The organism is Streptomyces sp. DH24 (assembly GCF_029813775.1).
Classification (GTDB): Bacteria; Actinomycetota; Actinomycetes; order Streptomycetales; family Streptomycetaceae; genus Streptomyces.
On sequence record NZ_JARVKW010000028.1, the window covers coordinates 44716 to 58726 of the forward strand.

The following is a 14011-nucleotide window of genomic DNA, read 5'->3' on the forward strand; positions in this document are numbered from 1 at the left end:
TGCGGTCCGCCGGTCTTCGGGCCCGCGGCCGTGTCAGTGGCATGCGTCATGATGTCGGCTACGGGTTTCTGTCGGGGCGGGTTGTCGGGGGGCAGTTCTGTTGCGAAGCCGTGTGTCGGTGTGGGCGTTATCGGCCCTGGTGGCGCTGATGCTGTGCGTGTCGCTCGCGCCGTCGGCGGCGTGGGCGGCGGATTCCCCGGCCGCCGACCGGTGCGCGAGCGACCGGCTCGACGACGCCCGGGTCCGTACGTCGGTGACGTTGCAGCACGAGCACCGCACCTACACCAAGATCGTCACCGCACTGACGGCCGACGTCCCCGGGGACTGGCCTTACGCGCGGGACCTGTTGCTCAGCGCGGACAGCCGCCACTACATCCGGGCGATGTCCTGTCTCACCAGGAGCGAGCAGGGCGAGCAGCGACGCTGGAGCGAGTGGCGCGCCGGCGAGCCCGTGGTGACGTGGAAGGACGGTCGCGTCAAGGTCGTCTACCGGGCGCATTCCTGGGCCAACGAGTACCGGTCGTACACCGATGTGGGGCTGTGGCGCTTCCGCGCGGGCGCCGAGCGCTGGAGCCTGCGGCTCGCGGTGCCGCCCGCGCTGAAGGGCGCCCGGTGGGACGAGATCACGGTGGACCCGGGCACGCCCGGCGCCGAGTGGGCCAGGCCACGGCCGACGGCGGGCGAGGGCTCCTCGGCGCTCGTGTGGCGGCCCGGGGCCGAGCGCGGGCCGGAGCAGGGGCGGAGGACCGCCGCGGAGAAGCGCCCGGTGCCCGTGGTGGAGGTCGGGCTCACGCCGTCCTGGCAGCGTTCCTGGAGCGCCCAGAGCAGTCGCACGATCGTCCTCGGGCTGGACGGACTCGGGCGGCTGCTGTGGGTGGGGGCGGTGTCGGCCCTGCTGCTGACGGCGGTCCGGTGGTACCGGCGGCGCCCCGGGACGCCCACCGCCGAGCAGCTCCTCACCCTGGGCAACCTGCGCGCGTGGGCCGTGCTGGCCGTCCTCCTCTTCTCGGTGGTGCACGCCGATCTGCTGATCGAGAACGTCTGGGCGTCCTTCCACGGGTGGATGTCGTTCCAGGAGCAGCTCTTCCTGGAGTACGGCTTGGCCCTGCTGGCGATCTGCGTGCTGCTCGGCTTCGCCGGGTGGTCACGGCGACGGATCGCCGGGGTCGTCCTCCTGCTGAACCCGGTGGCCGTGGTCTTCGCGGTGGGACTGGCGCACCTCCGTATCGGTGTGGGCCCCGCGCTCGCCGTTCAGGGGCTGCTCGGCTCCTGTTTCCTGGCGCTGACCCTGTTCGCGGTCGTCGCGGTGCTGTGGCGGCTCGCCGTCCAGGGGCAGTTGCTGCCCGGGAGCCGCCGCCACCCGGGGAACGATAGGGTCCTGCGGGCCCGTGTCGCCTGGCCGGCGGTCGTCGTCGCCACTCTGGTCGTGGCCGTGTGCTACGCGCTGGCGGAGGAGCGTGACTGGCAGCGGGCCTCCTGGCTGAGCGACCCGGCGGGCCCCGGCAACGGGACGGACCGCCTGGAGGACTACCTCTGGCAGGTGATGTGGTCCGTCTCCTTCGGCCAGGAGCAGCTGATCAACGACCAGATGTGGCTTTTCGCCTGCGTCGCCCTGCTGGCCGCGCTGCGCGCGTGGCGCCGCCCCGCCTCGGTAACGCCCCTGGACGATCCCGCGGACCGCCTCCTGCTGCTCACCTTCTTCGCGGTCACGGCCGGCCTCAACAGCGGCAACCACCTGGCCAGTTCCCTGCTCACGAGCCTGTGGATACCCCTCAACATGCTGGCGCTGTACGGGACGACGGCGCTCCTGGCCCGGCGGTCCGTCCTCGCCCAGCCCTTCGAGTTCTCCGGCCGCCCGCTGGCCACGGCGACCGGGCCCGCGGCCCGTACGGCGCTGCTGCGCAAAGCGCGCTCCTACCGCGAGATCCACGCCGAGCTGCGCCGCCTTGACCAGGGCCTGTTCGGTGACGTGCCTCCCCAACGGGACGACCTGGAAAGACGGTTGGAGAGACTGCACGACTGGCCGGTGAGCGCCCCGCCGGTCGTCCGCGACCGGCTTCCGGCCAAGGTGTCGGTGGTGGACGCGGCCCTGGCCCTGGGCCCGCGCGACGACTGGTGGGACAACGGCAGGCGCGGCGCGCTGTTCGCGCTGATTCCCGGCCTGCCGGCCGCCCTGCTCGGCACGTGGTCGTGGCGCATCCGCGGCGAGGGCTGGCAGGACACCCTCTCGGACTTCCTCGGCTTCCCCGGTCTCCTGCTCAATCTCGTCTACTGGACGTTCACCTGGTCCGCGGCGGGCTTCGTGCTGGGCGCCCTGTGGCGGGCGCTGCCGGGGCGCCGCGGAGCGGTCAAGGCGCTCCCGCTCGCAGCGGCCTTCGCGCTGCCCGTGGGGCTCGACGCGCTGGTGGGCTGGTTCACGCGTGAGGGCACGTCGAACGCGGCCCTGCATCTTTCGATGATGCTCTTCGTCCTCACGGTCACGGCCATAGCGCTCGACTTCGACACCTTCGGGGGCGAGCGGCGCTACTGGCAGAGCCGCTTCGGGCTGCTCCTGTCCGTGTACCAGATGCGCTACTACTCGCTTCAGATCGCCTATCTCATCGCTCAGCTCATCGCCATGATCACGATCTGGCAGTTCTTCGCGGAGCCCGACATCGTCCCGTCCCAGGACGGCACCCCACCGGACACGAACGGCTCGGGCCCGGCGCAGTGACCCGTGGCTTTCGCCGGACGGTGACCTTCGCGGTCAGTCCGGTCGCCGTGGCGCTCCTCCCCGGCCGCGCCCGGACGGACACGGCCGCGCCGTTCAACGACGGGCACGGTGACGAGGAGGCGACCGGAATCGGTCACCTGTCATATGCCGCGCCCAGGTCCCAGCCCTGGTGCATCGCCTCCGCGAAGGCCGCCGCGATGCGGTGTTCGCCGTTCTCGTTGGGGTGCGTGCCGTCGTAGGTGTCGGTGTGGATGTCGTACGGCGGGTACGGGGACGCCAGCAGCAGGGGGGAGCGGGGTTCGTCGAGGTCGGCCGTCGTCTTCGCGAGGAGTTCGTTGAAGCGGGTGACCTGTTCGGCGAACGGGGCGTCGTGCTCGGCCCGGATGTTCGGGACGACCGGCAGCAGCACCATCCGCACCCGCGGGTTCGCCGCCCGTGCCTCGGCGATGAACCGGCGCGCGTTCTGCGCGGTCTGCTCGGCGTTCGTGTAGAAGCCGAGGTCGATCAGGCCGAGGGAGACCAGCAGGACGTCCGCCCGGCAGGTGCGCACCGCGTCCCCGATCAGCGGTGCCATGTGCAGCCAGCCCTCGCCCCAGCCGGCCAGGTGGGTGCGCGGAAAGTCCGGGTCGGCGTACGCGTACGAGGTGGGGGCGTCCTCGGACTTGTCGTACAGCGCCTCGCGCGGTCCGACGAGCGTGAACGGGCGGCCGTACGACGCGCACAGGTGCTGCCACAGGCGGTAACGCCACGTGTGTTCGCCCGCGCTGCCGATCGTCATCGAGTCACCGACGGGCATGAACCTGAGCATCCGCTCATCATGGACGACGGCCCGCCCCCGGGCGGACCGCCGGGGGTGTGAGTCCGGCCACCCTGCGTGAACAGGCCCGCGCGGTGGCAGTCTTGGGGCATGCGCCGACTGCTCGCTCTGCTCGCCGGGGTCCTCCTCGTGGGTGCCCTGGCCGTGCCCGCGTCCGCCGCCGCCGGCGACGACGGGTTCACCATCAGGGACCCGCGCATCACCGAGTCCAGCGGGCTCGCCGCGTCCCGGCAGCACCCGGGCGTCTTCTGGACGCACAACGACAGCGACGACGGGCCCTATCTGTACGCGGTGAGCGGCGAGACGGGGCAGACGGTCGCCCGCGTCACCCTCACCGGCGTCGGCACCCCGCGTGACGTGGAGGCCGTCGCCGTCGGGCCCGGCAACCGGCTCTACGTCGGAGACATCGGCGACAACCTCGGCGGCACCTGGCCCTACGTGTGGGTCTACGAGCTGCCCGAGCCGAAGACCCTGAGGAACCAGGTCGTCCGCGCCACGCAGTACGTCGTCAAGTACGCCGACGGCCCCCGCGACGCCGAGTCGCTCGTCGTGCACCCGAAGACCGGCCGCGTCTACATCGTCGACAAGAAGGAGGACGGCGGTCACCTGTACGAGGGCCCGGCCGAGCTGTCCGCCTCCGGCAGCAACGTCTTCCGGCCCGTCGCCCCCGTGGACCTGTGGGCCACCGACGCCGCCCTCTCGCCCGACGGCCGGCACCTCGCCGTACGCGGCTACTTCGGGGGCATCTGGTACGACTGGAACGGCGGCGAACTCAAGCGGCGCGGCCGGCTCCAGGTGCCGTTGCAGGGCCAGGGCGAGTCCGTCACGTACTCCGCCGACGGCACGAAGGTCCTGTTCGGCAGCGAGGGCGCACAGAGCCCCGTGCAGTCCGAGGACGCGCCCGGCCGTGCCGCCGGGTCACCGCCGGGCAACGGCGGTTCCGGCAACGGGGCCGGAGGCGGGACCGGCGGCGGGGACGGTCCCGGGGTCAGGACCGGTGCGCTCGCGCTGGTCGTGGTGTGCGCCGCGGTGTTCGGCGTGCGCAGGCTGCTGCGCCGGGGCTGAGCCGAGCGCCGAGTGCCGGGCTGCGGGCGCCGAGTGCCGAGTGCCGGGCTCCGGTACGGAAGTCCCGCCCCGGCCTGCCGGTCACCACGGGGCACGCGTCCGGAGCGTCGTCGCCCCCCGCCGACCGGTCTCAGGTCTCCCCGCTCCCAGGTCTCCCCGGCCTCAGGTCTTCCCCGGTCTCAGGGCTCCTGGTCCACGTCCTCCCGGCCACGTCCCCCCGGGTCTCACGCCCCCCGGCCCGGTCTCAGGTCTCCCCGCGCTCGCGCCGGGCCACCAGGACCTCCAGGCCGTCCAGGATGCGCTGGAGCCCGAACCTGAAGTGGTCGAAGGCGGGGCTGAAGGTGTCTTCCGACAGGGAGGCCAGCACCGGATAGCGGCCGGAGGCCATGACCTCCTCCAGCACCGGCTGCTGCGCCTCCCAGAACTGCGCGTCCGTGAGCCCGGACCTGCGCTCCGCCTCCTCCTGGTGCACCTGGGTGCGGGCGGCCCCGACGACGTACCCGTCGATCATGATGATCACCGAGAGCAGTTCGGGGTCGGACAGCCCCATCGGCTTGATGCGCGCGAGGACGCTCTCCATGCCGTCGAGCGCGCCGGGGCCGAGGATCGGGCGGCACTGGTTGACGTGCAGCAGCCAGGGGTGGCGGCGGTAGAGGGCGAGCGTGGCGTGGGCCAGTGCCTCCAGGGCCCGGCGCCAGCCGCCGTCGCCGTACGCGGCCGGGTCCTGGCTGGGGCGCTGGACCCGGTCGAGCATCAGGTCGAGCAGTTCGGCCTTGCCGGGGACGTAGCGGTACAGCGACATGGCGCCCGTGCCGAGCTCGGTGGCGACCCGGCGCATCGAGACCGCGTCCAGCCCTTCGGCATCCGCGATGCGGACGGCCGCTTCCACGATCTGGTCGAGGGTGAGGGTCGGTCTGGGGCCGCGACTGGGGCGGCGGCCGGTGTCCCAGAGCAGTTCGAGGGTGCGCGCGATGTCTCCGCTGCCGCTGGCCCCCGCGCTGCCCGCGCCCTTGCTTCCGGCGCTGTCCGCCCCGCTCGTGCCGCTCGTCATGAGGTCAGCTTAAGTCCCCCCGCGAAAAACTGAGTACGGCGTACGCGCAATCGGGTACGGTGTACTCGGTTGAGCGTGTGACGCACGGGAGGGGCACATGACGGGACACGACGGACGCGACGGATACGCGGTGCGGGCCGAGGCGCTGGAGAAGCGCTACGGCGAGAAACGCGCCCTCGACGGCTTCGACCTGGCCGTCCGCCAGGGCACCGTGCACGGCCTGCTCGGGCCGAACGGCGCGGGCAAGACCACCGCCGTGCGCATCCTGTCCACGCTCGTGCGGCTGGACGGGGGACGGGCGGAGGTCGCCGGGCTCGACGTGGCCCGGCAGCCGCGCGAGGTGCGCGCCCGGATCGGACTCACCGGCCAGTACGCGGCCGTGGACGAGGTCCTCACCGGCCGGCAGAACCTGGAGATGTTCGGCAGGCTGTTCCACCTCGGCGGACGGCGCGCCAGGCTGCGGGCCGCCGAGCTGCTGGAGCAGTTCGACCTGACCGACGCCGCCGACAAGGGCGTCGGCGACTACAGCGGCGGTATGCGGCGGCGCCTGGACCTGGCCGCCTCCATGATTCTGGCCCCGGCGGTCCTCTTCCTGGACGAGCCGACGACCGGCCTGGACCCCCGCAGCCGCGGCGAGGTGTGGGACTCGGTGCGGGAGCTGGTGGCGAGCGGCACGACCGTGCTGCTGACCACGCAGTACCTGGAGGAGGCCGACCGGCTCGCCTCCCGCATCACGGTCATCGACCGCGGCCGGGCCATCGCCGACGACACCCCGGACGGGCTGAAGAACCTCGTCGGCGGCGACCGCATCGAGGTCGTCGTCGCCGAACGCTCCGACATCCCGCGCGTGGTGAAGGTCGTCGCCCGGGTCGCCGACGGCGAACCCGAGGCGGAAGAGGGCGAGTTGCGGGTGCACGCCCCGGTGACCGACCGGGTGGCGGCCCTGACGGACGTGGCGCGCACCCTCCAGGACGAGGGCGTGCGCGTGGAGGACATCGGGCTGCGCAGGCCCAGCCTGGACGACGTGTTCCTGCGCCTGACCGGACACCGCACGGAGAAGGAGGCCGCCGCATGACCGCCGTAGGCCTGGAACCGGCCGCCCCGGCCGCCCCGGCCGCCCGCGGCCGCACGTACTGGCTGCTCGCCGACACCTGGAACATCGTCCGCCGCGGCCTGACCCACTACCGCCGCCAGCCGGTCAACATCGCCTGGCAGCTCGGCTTCCCGATCCTGTCGGTCCTCCTGTACGGCTATGTCTTCGGCAGCGCGATGAAGGTGCCCGGCGGCGGGGACTACAAGGACTTCCTGATGCCCGGGATGTTCGTGATGACGATGGCGTTCGGCTTCATCAACACCGCGACGGTCGTCGTGTACGACTCCACGCGGGGCGTCATCGACCGGTTCCGCTCCATGCCGATGGCCTCGTCGGCGGTCGTGGCCGGGCGCGGGGTGACCGATCTCGTCGTCGCGTGCGCCGAGTTGGGCATCATGATGCTGACGGCGCTGGCCATGGGCTGGCGGCCGGACGGCGGCTGGGGCTTCCTGGCCGCCTTCGGACTGCTGCTGTGGCTGCGCTTCGCGCTCATCTGGATCGGCGTGTGGCTGGGGCTGCTGGTCCCCAACCCGGAGGCGGCTGGCGGCCTGTTCGCGGTCGCCTTCCCGCTCACGATGATCTCCAGCATCTTCGTCGCCCCGCAGCTCATGCCCGACTGGCTGGGCTGGCTCGCCGCCTGGAACCCGATCTCCTCCACGGCGGCGGCGGCCCGCGACCTGTTCGGCACGCCGGTCGGCGGCGGCGACACGTGGGTCGAGCAGCACGCGCTGCTGATGGCGGGGGTGTGGCCGGTGATCCTGACGGCGATCTTCCTGCCGCTGGCGGTGCGGAGGTTCAAGAAGCTGAGTCGCTGAGCGGTTTCCCCCGGGAGCGCTGCGGGCACGGGAGTTCCGGCCGCTCCCGGTTGGGGGAACAGGTCACGAGGGCGAGGGACAGGTACGAGGGGCGTTCGAGGTAGAAGCCCAGCGACACGTCCCCGCCCGCCCGGAGCCGCGCGACGGCGGAGCCGACGTGACGGGCCAGGTACCCGCCCTCGCGCCCGCCCCCGGCCGCGAACCGGGGAGCGAACTCGGCCAGCCGCTCCCCGAGCCACGCCGCCGCGTCCTCCGCCTCGCCCCAGGTGCCGCGCACCAGCGCGGGCGGCTTGAGGAGCCAGTACGCCGTTTCCAGCGGCGGCAGTTCCGAGGCGGGGAACGCCGAGGCGACCTCGCGGTAGCGCTGGACCAGCTCGGGCCGGCTGCCGGGCGGGGGCGGTTCGGGGTGGGGCGGACGCCGCAGGGCCTCCTGGTCGAAGCGGTCCTTCGGGCCGGTCCAGAGATAGCCGTGATGGTGCACCGGGTTCCTGTTCGGGGTGATTCCGGCCCGCTCCCCGAGAGGGTGGGCGGGCCGGAACGGCTGGAGCGGCGGGACGGTCAGAGGGCGAGCCCGAACCGCGCCGGGTCGATCCCGGCCACGCTCAGCTCCTCGGTGGTGAACCGCAGCGGCTGCGCGTCCGGCCGCTTGCTGTCGCCCAACGCCCAGGCGTCGTCCCCGATCCGGGCGAGCGTCACGCAGGACTCGCCGTCCGGATGGGTGTTGCCACCGCACGCCTTCACGAACGAGGCGTGGGAGAGGTCGAGTCGGTAGAGGTCGTTTCGGTTCGGCACGGCCGGCCCTTCCTGGTCGGGTGTGGTCGGGACGACCGTAGGAAGCGGGAAGGCGGCGGCGGGGAGAATATTCTCCGTTATTCTCGCGTGGTCACTCTGGATGCATGGACATTCGCTCTCGGTCACCGACATGCTGACTGCGCAACATCGTTGAGACCTATGGGGTGCGCTGCGCCATGATCCGGGATGCTGCATGGCACCACGCCGTACCGTGGAAGCAGTTCACGGCTGACATGTAGGGAACCGAGCGGATACCGGTGAGCACGGATTATCAGAGGGCGCGTGAGGAACTCGGGCGCAAGCTGCGTGAGTTGCGGGTCACGACCCCTGACGGCCGGCTCACCGGTGTTCAACTGGCGCAACGGCTCGGCTGGCAGCAGTCGAAGGTCAGCAAGCTGGAGAACGGTCGGCGGACGCCGACGGACGACGATCTGCGGGCATGGGCCGAGGCCACCGGGCAGCCTGCGGTCTTCGGTGAGCTGAGCGCCCGGCTCAAAGGCTTCGAAAGCCAGATCCGCTCCTGGCGCCGCCAATTGGCGGCAGGCCACCGCCCCGTCCAGGAAACCTGGAACAGGACCGTCTCCGACGCCAGAACCCTCCACGTCTGGGAAGGCACCATCATTTGCGGTCTGCTGCAGACCGCCGACTACGCCCGGTGTGTCTTCGAGCGCCATGCCCAGCTTCACCGGTCCCCGAGGGACACCGAGGACGCGGTGCGCGTTCGGATGAAGCGGCAGGAGTGGCTGTACCGGCCGGGCAAGCGGTTGAACGTGGTGATGTGGGAGGGCGCGCTGCGGGCCCGGATCTGTCCGCCGGAGGTGCTGGCGGCACAACTGGACCGTCTGCTCGGCGTCGTGGGGATGGACACGGTCAACCTGGGCATCGTGCCTTTGGACGCACCGCTGTCCCTGTCTCCCGGTAACGCCTTCTGGATGATGGACGAACGCCTCGTCGTGGTCGAGGACTGGCACGCCGAGCTCTGGCTGGACGACGCCGAAACGATTGCCCTCTACCGCCGCGTCTGGGACACCTTCGCCGACGCGGCCGTCTTCGGCACCGAGGCCCAGCAGGTCATCGCGCGGGTCCGGCGGAGCATCAAGGTCTGAGGGCGTACGGCCGCGCCAGGTCGTCACCGGTCGGCCGGGCCGGTGCCCGGGAGTGCGACGGGACCTGCCAGTGGGCATCCTCGGCGGGAAACGGCAGGTAGTGACCGGCGGCGCGGGAGCGCTTGAACCAGCGGCGCCAGCGGGCGTCGTACGGGTTGGGGAGCCGCCATACGTACGGGTCCGGTGGGCGGACCTCCCGCGCGAGGTCCTTGTCGTTCACCTCTTCCTCGGCCTCTTCCTCGCGGCCGAGCAGGTGGGCCACCGCGTCACGAACCAGCCGGAACATGTGCCTCCGTCCCCGCGAGCGTGATCCTGGCCCACACGCACTTCGTGTACGGGTCCTGCCGCCACCCCCAGTCCTCGGCGAGCGCCGCGACCAGCGCGAGTCCGCGTCCGCCTTCCTGGTCCGGGTGGGGCTCGCGGAGCCGGGGGAGGCGGTCCCGGTCCGGGTCGGAGACCTCCAGGAGTAATTCGGTGCCGTGGAGGGTCAGCGTGACCTTGGCCTGGGCGTAGGAAATCCGGCAGTGGGTCACGACGTTGGTGACGAGCTCGTTCGCCAAAAGGGTCACCCCCTCGGCGAGCTCGCCGGTGACGCCCCAGTCCGCGAGGACTTTGCGCACGCGCTGCCGGGCGCCGGCCACGTGCCGCCTGTGCTTGGGGATGAGGAAGGTTTCGGTTGGGGGCATGGGGGTGCCTACCTCCTGACGTGCCGCCAAGATGCGTCTGTGTGACGCCCGGACGAAGCTACGGATGCATGAGTAGGCTCTGCAACAGATTCCAGTGAATGCATGCGCTCGTTTACTCAATCGAGTGAAGTACTCCCAGGCTTGAGGGCCGTGTGGCATGGTTGCGACAGAAAAAGGGAGGTTTCATGCCTGCAGGTGGACGGCCGACGGTGCGCAGCAGGCGTTTGGGCGCGGTGCTCAGGCGGTACCGGCAAGCCGCCAAGCTCGATCAGCCACAGGCTGCCGAAGTGATCGCGTCAAGTCAGGCCAGAATCAGCCGCCTTGAGACGGGCCACGTCACCGCGCGCGTCATCGAAGTACGACTGCTGCTGGACGCCTACGGGGTCAAGGACCCGGAAGTCCGGATGAAGCTGGAGGAGTTGGCCAGGCAGCCCAAGAAGCGGGGCTGGTGGCTTGAGTATGCCCCGCACTTGCGTTCGGACTACGTCGATCACATCGCCCTCGAAGATGACGCATGCCATATCCGTCAATGGCAGCCGGTTCTGATTCCAGGGCTTTTGCAGACTCCGGCGTACGCGGAGGCAGTCATCACCGGCGGACCCGACACCCTCGCTACTGAGCAGGTGGCTCGGTTGGTGAAGGTAAGGATGCGGCGGCAGGAGAAGATCGCGGAGGGCGGGGCCAGGTTCGCCGCTGTCCTCTGGGAAGCGGTCATTGAGCACCCCCTGGCGAGCATGGACATTCACCGGGAGCAGTTGGCGTCGCTCCTCGATGTGGGGAAGCGGGAGAATGTCACTGTGCAGGTCTTGCCGTTCAGCGCGGGAGCGCTCGTGGCAGCTGCCTCCGCGTTCGCCGCGTTCAGCTTCGACGCCGGGGCGGCCATCGAGGCGGTGACGATGGATGACCTGATGAGTTCGTCGGTCCTCGAGTCCCCCGACGATCTCGAGGTTTACGCCAGATTGTTTGACCTGCTGCACTCAGCGGCATTGACGCCGGAGGTGAGTGCGAAACTGATCCAGAGCAAGTTGCGAAGCATTGAGGCAGGCGTGTAATGACCAAACTTGTGGGTCCCTTCCGGAAGTCTTCGTACTCGGCCCAACTGGGCGAATGCGTAGAAGTGGCCGTCACAGTCCCGGGCGGCCGAGCCGTCCGCGACAGCAAGCAGCAGGACGGCCCCCTCCTCACCGTCTCCCGCGAGAGCTGGCACGCCTTCCTGCGCCAGTTCGGCTGAGCCGGCAGGGCGCCCGGCGACGAAGGAACGTCAGCGGCGGGCGTGGCGGATCTTCAGGCGGCCGAAGCCCATGGTCCCGGAGAACCGGATCTTCGGGCCGGTGGGGCCGGAGCTCTGCCGGGGCTTGTAGCGCAGGTCCTTCCAGCCGGTGTGCAGGCCCTCGACCTCCACCTCCGCGTCGCGCGGGACCGTGATGCGGGCGCCGCCCGTTCCGAGTTGCAGCTCGATGTCCACGACCGGGTGCTCGATGACCGCCCGGGACAGGTCCAGCCGTACCGTCCCGTATGCCGACTCGACCTTGAGGAACCGCGGGACCCGCCACACGCCGCGCCGCGTGATCCGTCCGCCGGCGGCGCCGATCACCGACGTGGTGTCCGGGGGTTCGGCCGGGAGAGCGGCGAGAGCCGAGGCGAGGTCGTCGCGGGCCGTCGCGGTCAGCACCCGGTGGAGGCGTTCGTCCAACTCCTCGTGGGAGACGAGCCCTTCTGCGTACGCCTCCTGCAGACGCCGTACGGCCCTGTCGCGGGCGTCTTCTGCGAGCGGCGGCGGCGAGTTTTCCGGTAACGAGGTCACCGTCTCACCGTACTGCCGGACTGCCGCTTGGCTGTAGGGACTTGGCGCAGGCTGCCGGCCTCAGGAGCCCGTCCGGGAGGTTTCGTCCACCACCCAGGACAGATAGGCCTCCGACCCGCCGGTCACCGGCAGGGTGATCCACTCGGGGACGTCGTAGGAGTGCTTCTCCGTCACCCACGCCTCCAGTTCCGCGAGGCGGTCCGTGGTCGTCTTGTACGAGACCCGCCACTCCTGGGCCGTCTCGATCTGGCCCTGCCACCGGTACACGGCGGTGAACGGCGCGTCGATGTGGGCGCACGCCGCGAGCCGGTTCTCGACCGCGCCCCGCGCCAGTGCCTTCGCCCGGTCCTCGTCGTCGATGGTCGTCTGCGCGATCACGATGTCGGTCATGCCGCTGCCTTTCGAGCTGGGGATGCCACGACCCTAACCAGGCCGGACCGCCGTGAGTCAGCGGCTCGGGCGGCAATCAGTGGGGCGTGAGTGACCGCACGCAGGATCTCTTCACGGTTCTTCGCCCGCGGGCTGAGTCGTGCCGCTGGCGAGCGCGACAAAACGGCGGTTCCACTTCCGTGGCGGCCGCGCCGACCCGGGACCACTCCGAGGACTACGGCCCGGTGCCGGACCCGAGGGACGACGCGTGAGTGCGGGGCGCGGCGACCGCGTGGCGCCGCCCGCGCCTGACGGCCACTGGGAAGTCCGTTTCGCGGACGCGGCGTCCGCGAAGGGATGGGACAGCCTCGCCCAGCAAGCACGCGAGAACACCTATCGCGCCTGGGTGCGCAGCACCTGCTGGATCACCTTCGCCGGCACAGGGCATCCGCGAGCCACGGACCACCGTCGAGTCGGCAAGCCGTACGAACGGCAAAGGGCGCCCCGCGTTCCCGCCAGGCGCCCTCCCCGTCATCCCGCGATGACTACAGCTTCTCGATCACATAGTCGACGCACTTCGTCAGCGCCTCGACGTCCGCCGGGTCGATCGCCGGGAACATCGCCACGCGCAGCTGGTTGCGGCCCAGCTTGCGGTACGGCTCGGTGTCGACGATGCCATTGGCGCGCAGGACCTTCGCGACGGCCGCGGCGTCGACCTCGTCCGTGAAGTCGATCGTGCCGATGACGGCCGAGCGCTTCGCCGGGTCGGTGACGAACGGGTTGGCGAACTTCACGTCCTCCGCCCAGCCGTACAGCGTCCGCGCGGAGGTCGCCGTGCGGCGGACCGCCCAGTCCAGGCCGCCCTGGCCGTTGATCCACTCCAGCTGCTGGTTGAGCAGGAAGAGGGTCGACAGGGCCGGGGTGTTGTACGTCTGGTTCTTGCGGGAGTTGTCGATCGCCGTCGGCAGGGAGAAGAACTCCGGGACGTGGCGGCCGGACGCGTGGACGCGCTCCGCCCGCTCGATCGCGGCCGGTGAGAACACGCCGATCCACAGGCCGCCGTCGGAGGCGAAGCACTTCTGCGGCGCGAAGTAGTAGACGTCCGTCTCCGCGATGTCGACCGGCAGGCCGCCCGCGCCCGACGTGGCGTCGACCAGCACCAGCGCGCCCTCGTCGGCGCCCGCCACCCGCTTGATCGGCATGGCGACACCGGTCGAGGTCTCGTTGTGCGTGAACGCGTACACGTCCACGCCCGCCTCGGCGACCGGCTCGGGGTGCGTGCCCGGGTCGGCGGAGACGACGGTCGGCTCGGCCAGCCAGGGGGCCAGCTTGGCCGCCTTGGCGAACTTGGAGGAGAACTCGCCGAAGCTGAGGTGCTGCGACTTGTTCTCGATCAGGCCGTGCGTCGCGATGTCCCAGAACGCCGTGGAGCCGCCGTTGCCGAGGATCACCTCGTAGCCGTCGGGGAGCTGGAACAGCTCGCGGATGCCCTCGCGCACCTGGCCGACCAGGTTCTTCACGGGCGCCTGGCGGTGAGAGGTACCGAGGAGGGACGTGCCGGTCGCGGCGAGCGCGTCCAGCGCCTCCGTCCGCACCTTGGAGGGCCCCGCGCCGAAACGTCCGTCCGCGGGCTTGATGTCAGAGGGAATCTGGATCTCAGCCACGCAGGGAGCGTAGCCGTTGAGGGAAACCTGGGCGAA

Annotated in this window: 16 protein-coding genes; 7 read left to right on the forward strand and 9 right to left on the reverse strand. The window is 71.0% G+C overall.

The window, feature by feature from the left end; translation table 11 throughout:
* Positions 1-118: 118 nt before the first annotated feature.
* Positions 119-2713 (forward strand): DUF6185 family protein, encoded by a 2595-nt coding sequence (locus QC282_RS22045; protein ID WP_279551261.1) that lies wholly within the window; start codon positions 119-121, stop codon positions 2711-2713.
* Positions 2714-2846: 133 nt separating this feature from the next.
* Here the strand turns inward: QC282_RS22045 and QC282_RS22050 are convergent, their stop codons facing one another.
* Positions 2847-3521, reverse strand: coding sequence for an SGNH/GDSL hydrolase family protein (locus QC282_RS22050; protein WP_279551262.1), 675 nt, complete (start codon positions 3519-3521; stop codon positions 2847-2849).
* Between the two features lie 99 nt (positions 3522-3620).
* Here QC282_RS22050 and QC282_RS22055 point away from each other — a divergent pair, with 99 nt between their 5' ends.
* Positions 3621-4595 carry a WD40 repeat domain-containing protein gene (locus QC282_RS22055; RefSeq protein WP_279551263.1) on the forward strand — a complete coding sequence of 325 codons (975 nt, stop codon included), beginning with the start codon at positions 3621-3623 and terminating at the stop codon, positions 4593-4595.
* 244 nt (positions 4596-4839) lie between these two features.
* Here the strand turns inward: QC282_RS22055 and QC282_RS22060 are convergent, their stop codons facing one another.
* Positions 4840-5646, reverse strand: coding sequence for a TetR/AcrR family transcriptional regulator (locus QC282_RS22060; protein WP_279551264.1), 807 nt, complete (start codon positions 5644-5646; stop codon positions 4840-4842).
* A 97-nt stretch (positions 5647-5743) separates the two neighbouring features.
* Between QC282_RS22060 and QC282_RS22065 the strand changes: the two genes are divergently transcribed.
* Positions 5744-6721, forward strand: a complete 978-nt coding sequence (locus tag QC282_RS22065; RefSeq protein WP_279551265.1) for an ATP-binding cassette domain-containing protein — start codon at positions 5744-5746, stop codon at positions 6719-6721.
* Positions 6718-7554 (forward strand): ABC transporter permease, encoded by an 837-nt coding sequence (locus QC282_RS22070; protein ID WP_279551266.1) that lies wholly within the window; start codon positions 6718-6720, stop codon positions 7552-7554. Before QC282_RS22065 ends, QC282_RS22070 begins: the two co-directional genes overlap by 4 nt.
* Here QC282_RS22070 and QC282_RS22075 read toward each other — a convergent pair.
* Positions 7535-8035 carry a hypothetical protein gene (locus QC282_RS22075; RefSeq protein ID WP_279551267.1) on the reverse strand — a complete coding sequence of 167 codons (501 nt, stop codon included), beginning with the start codon at positions 8033-8035 and terminating at the stop codon, positions 7535-7537. The two genes, QC282_RS22070 and QC282_RS22075, sit on opposite strands and share 20 nt — an antisense overlap.
* A gap of 77 nt (positions 8036-8112) precedes the next feature.
* Positions 8113-8346, reverse strand: a complete 234-nt coding sequence (locus QC282_RS22080) for a DUF397 domain-containing protein (RefSeq protein ID WP_279551268.1) — start codon at positions 8344-8346, stop codon at positions 8113-8115.
* Between the two features lie 257 nt (positions 8347-8603).
* Between QC282_RS22080 and QC282_RS22085 the strand changes: the two genes are divergently transcribed.
* Positions 8604-9452: a helix-turn-helix transcriptional regulator gene (locus QC282_RS22085; RefSeq protein WP_279551269.1), complete on the forward strand. Its 849-nt coding sequence runs from the start codon at positions 8604-8606 to the stop codon at positions 9450-9452.
* Here the strand turns inward: QC282_RS22085 and QC282_RS22090 are convergent.
* Together QC282_RS22090 and QC282_RS22095 are read right to left on the reverse strand one after the other, a co-directional pair.
* On the reverse strand, positions 9442-9738 hold the full coding sequence (locus tag QC282_RS22090) for a hypothetical protein (RefSeq protein WP_279551270.1): 297 nt from the start codon (positions 9736-9738) through the stop codon (positions 9442-9444). The two genes, QC282_RS22085 and QC282_RS22090, sit on opposite strands and share 11 nt — an antisense overlap.
* Positions 9719-10138, reverse strand: a complete 420-nt coding sequence (locus QC282_RS22095) for an ATP-binding protein (RefSeq protein ID WP_279551271.1) — start codon at positions 10136-10138, stop codon at positions 9719-9721. Before QC282_RS22095 ends, QC282_RS22090 begins: the two co-directional genes overlap by 20 nt.
* A 185-nt stretch (positions 10139-10323) precedes the next feature.
* On the opposite strand from QC282_RS22095, the gene QC282_RS22100 reads away from it, so the two are divergent.
* Positions 10324-11190: a helix-turn-helix transcriptional regulator gene (locus QC282_RS22100; protein WP_279551272.1), complete on the forward strand. Its 867-nt coding sequence runs from the start codon at positions 10324-10326 to the stop codon at positions 11188-11190.
* A complete protein-coding gene (locus QC282_RS22105; protein ID WP_279551273.1) occupies positions 11190-11369 on the forward strand; it encodes a DUF397 domain-containing protein in 180 nt (59 codons plus the stop codon). Before QC282_RS22100 ends, QC282_RS22105 begins: the two co-directional genes overlap by 1 nt.
* Positions 11370-11399: 30 nt before the next feature.
* On the opposite strand, the gene QC282_RS22110 is transcribed toward QC282_RS22105, so the two are convergent.
* The 3 genes from QC282_RS22110 to serC form a co-directional block, all read right to left on the reverse strand.
* The gene (locus QC282_RS22110; RefSeq protein WP_279551274.1) at positions 11400-11942 is read right to left on the reverse strand and encodes a DUF1707 domain-containing protein; all 543 of its coding nucleotides are present in this window, start codon (positions 11940-11942) and stop codon (positions 11400-11402) included.
* 60 nt (positions 11943-12002) lie between these two features.
* Positions 12003-12332, reverse strand: a complete 330-nt coding sequence (gene cutA / locus QC282_RS22115; RefSeq protein WP_279551275.1) for a divalent-cation tolerance protein CutA — start codon at positions 12330-12332, stop codon at positions 12003-12005.
* 524 nt (positions 12333-12856) lie between these two features.
* Positions 12857-13975: a phosphoserine transaminase gene (gene serC, locus QC282_RS22125; RefSeq protein ID WP_279551276.1), complete on the reverse strand. Its 1119-nt coding sequence runs from the start codon at positions 13973-13975 to the stop codon at positions 12857-12859.
* Between the last annotated feature and the right edge of the window lie 36 nt (positions 13976-14011).

What these genes read in the sequence shown, in the direction of transcription:
- QC282_RS22050 (WP_279551262.1), bottom strand. Translation starts at nt 3,521, where the DNA reads ATGCTCAGGTTCATGCCCGTCGGTGACTCGATGACGATCGGCAGCGCG.
- QC282_RS22055 (WP_279551263.1), top strand. Translation starts at nt 3,621, where the DNA reads ATGCGCCGACTGCTCGCTCTGCTCGCCGGGGTCCTCCTCGTGGGTGCC.
- QC282_RS22060 (WP_279551264.1), bottom strand. Translation starts at nt 5,646, where the DNA reads ATGACGAGCGGCACGAGCGGGGCGGACAGCGCCGGAAGCAAGGGCGCG.
- QC282_RS22065 (WP_279551265.1), top strand. Translation starts at nt 5,744, where the DNA reads ATGACGGGACACGACGGACGCGACGGATACGCGGTGCGGGCCGAGGCG.
- QC282_RS22070 (WP_279551266.1), top strand. Translation starts at nt 6,718, where the DNA reads ATGACCGCCGTAGGCCTGGAACCGGCCGCCCCGGCCGCCCCGGCCGCC.
- QC282_RS22090 (WP_279551270.1), bottom strand. Translation starts at nt 9,738, where the DNA reads ATGTTCCGGCTGGTTCGTGACGCGGTGGCCCACCTGCTCGGCCGCGAG.
- QC282_RS22095 (WP_279551271.1), bottom strand. Translation starts at nt 10,138, where the DNA reads ATGCCCCCAACCGAAACCTTCCTCATCCCCAAGCACAGGCGGCACGTG.
- QC282_RS22100 (WP_279551272.1), top strand. Translation starts at nt 10,324, where the DNA reads ATGCCTGCAGGTGGACGGCCGACGGTGCGCAGCAGGCGTTTGGGCGCG.
- QC282_RS22105 (WP_279551273.1), top strand. Translation starts at nt 11,190, where the DNA reads ATGACCAAACTTGTGGGTCCCTTCCGGAAGTCTTCGTACTCGGCCCAA.
- cutA (WP_279551275.1), bottom strand. Translation starts at nt 12,332, where the DNA reads ATGACCGACATCGTGATCGCGCAGACGACCATCGACGACGAGGACCGG.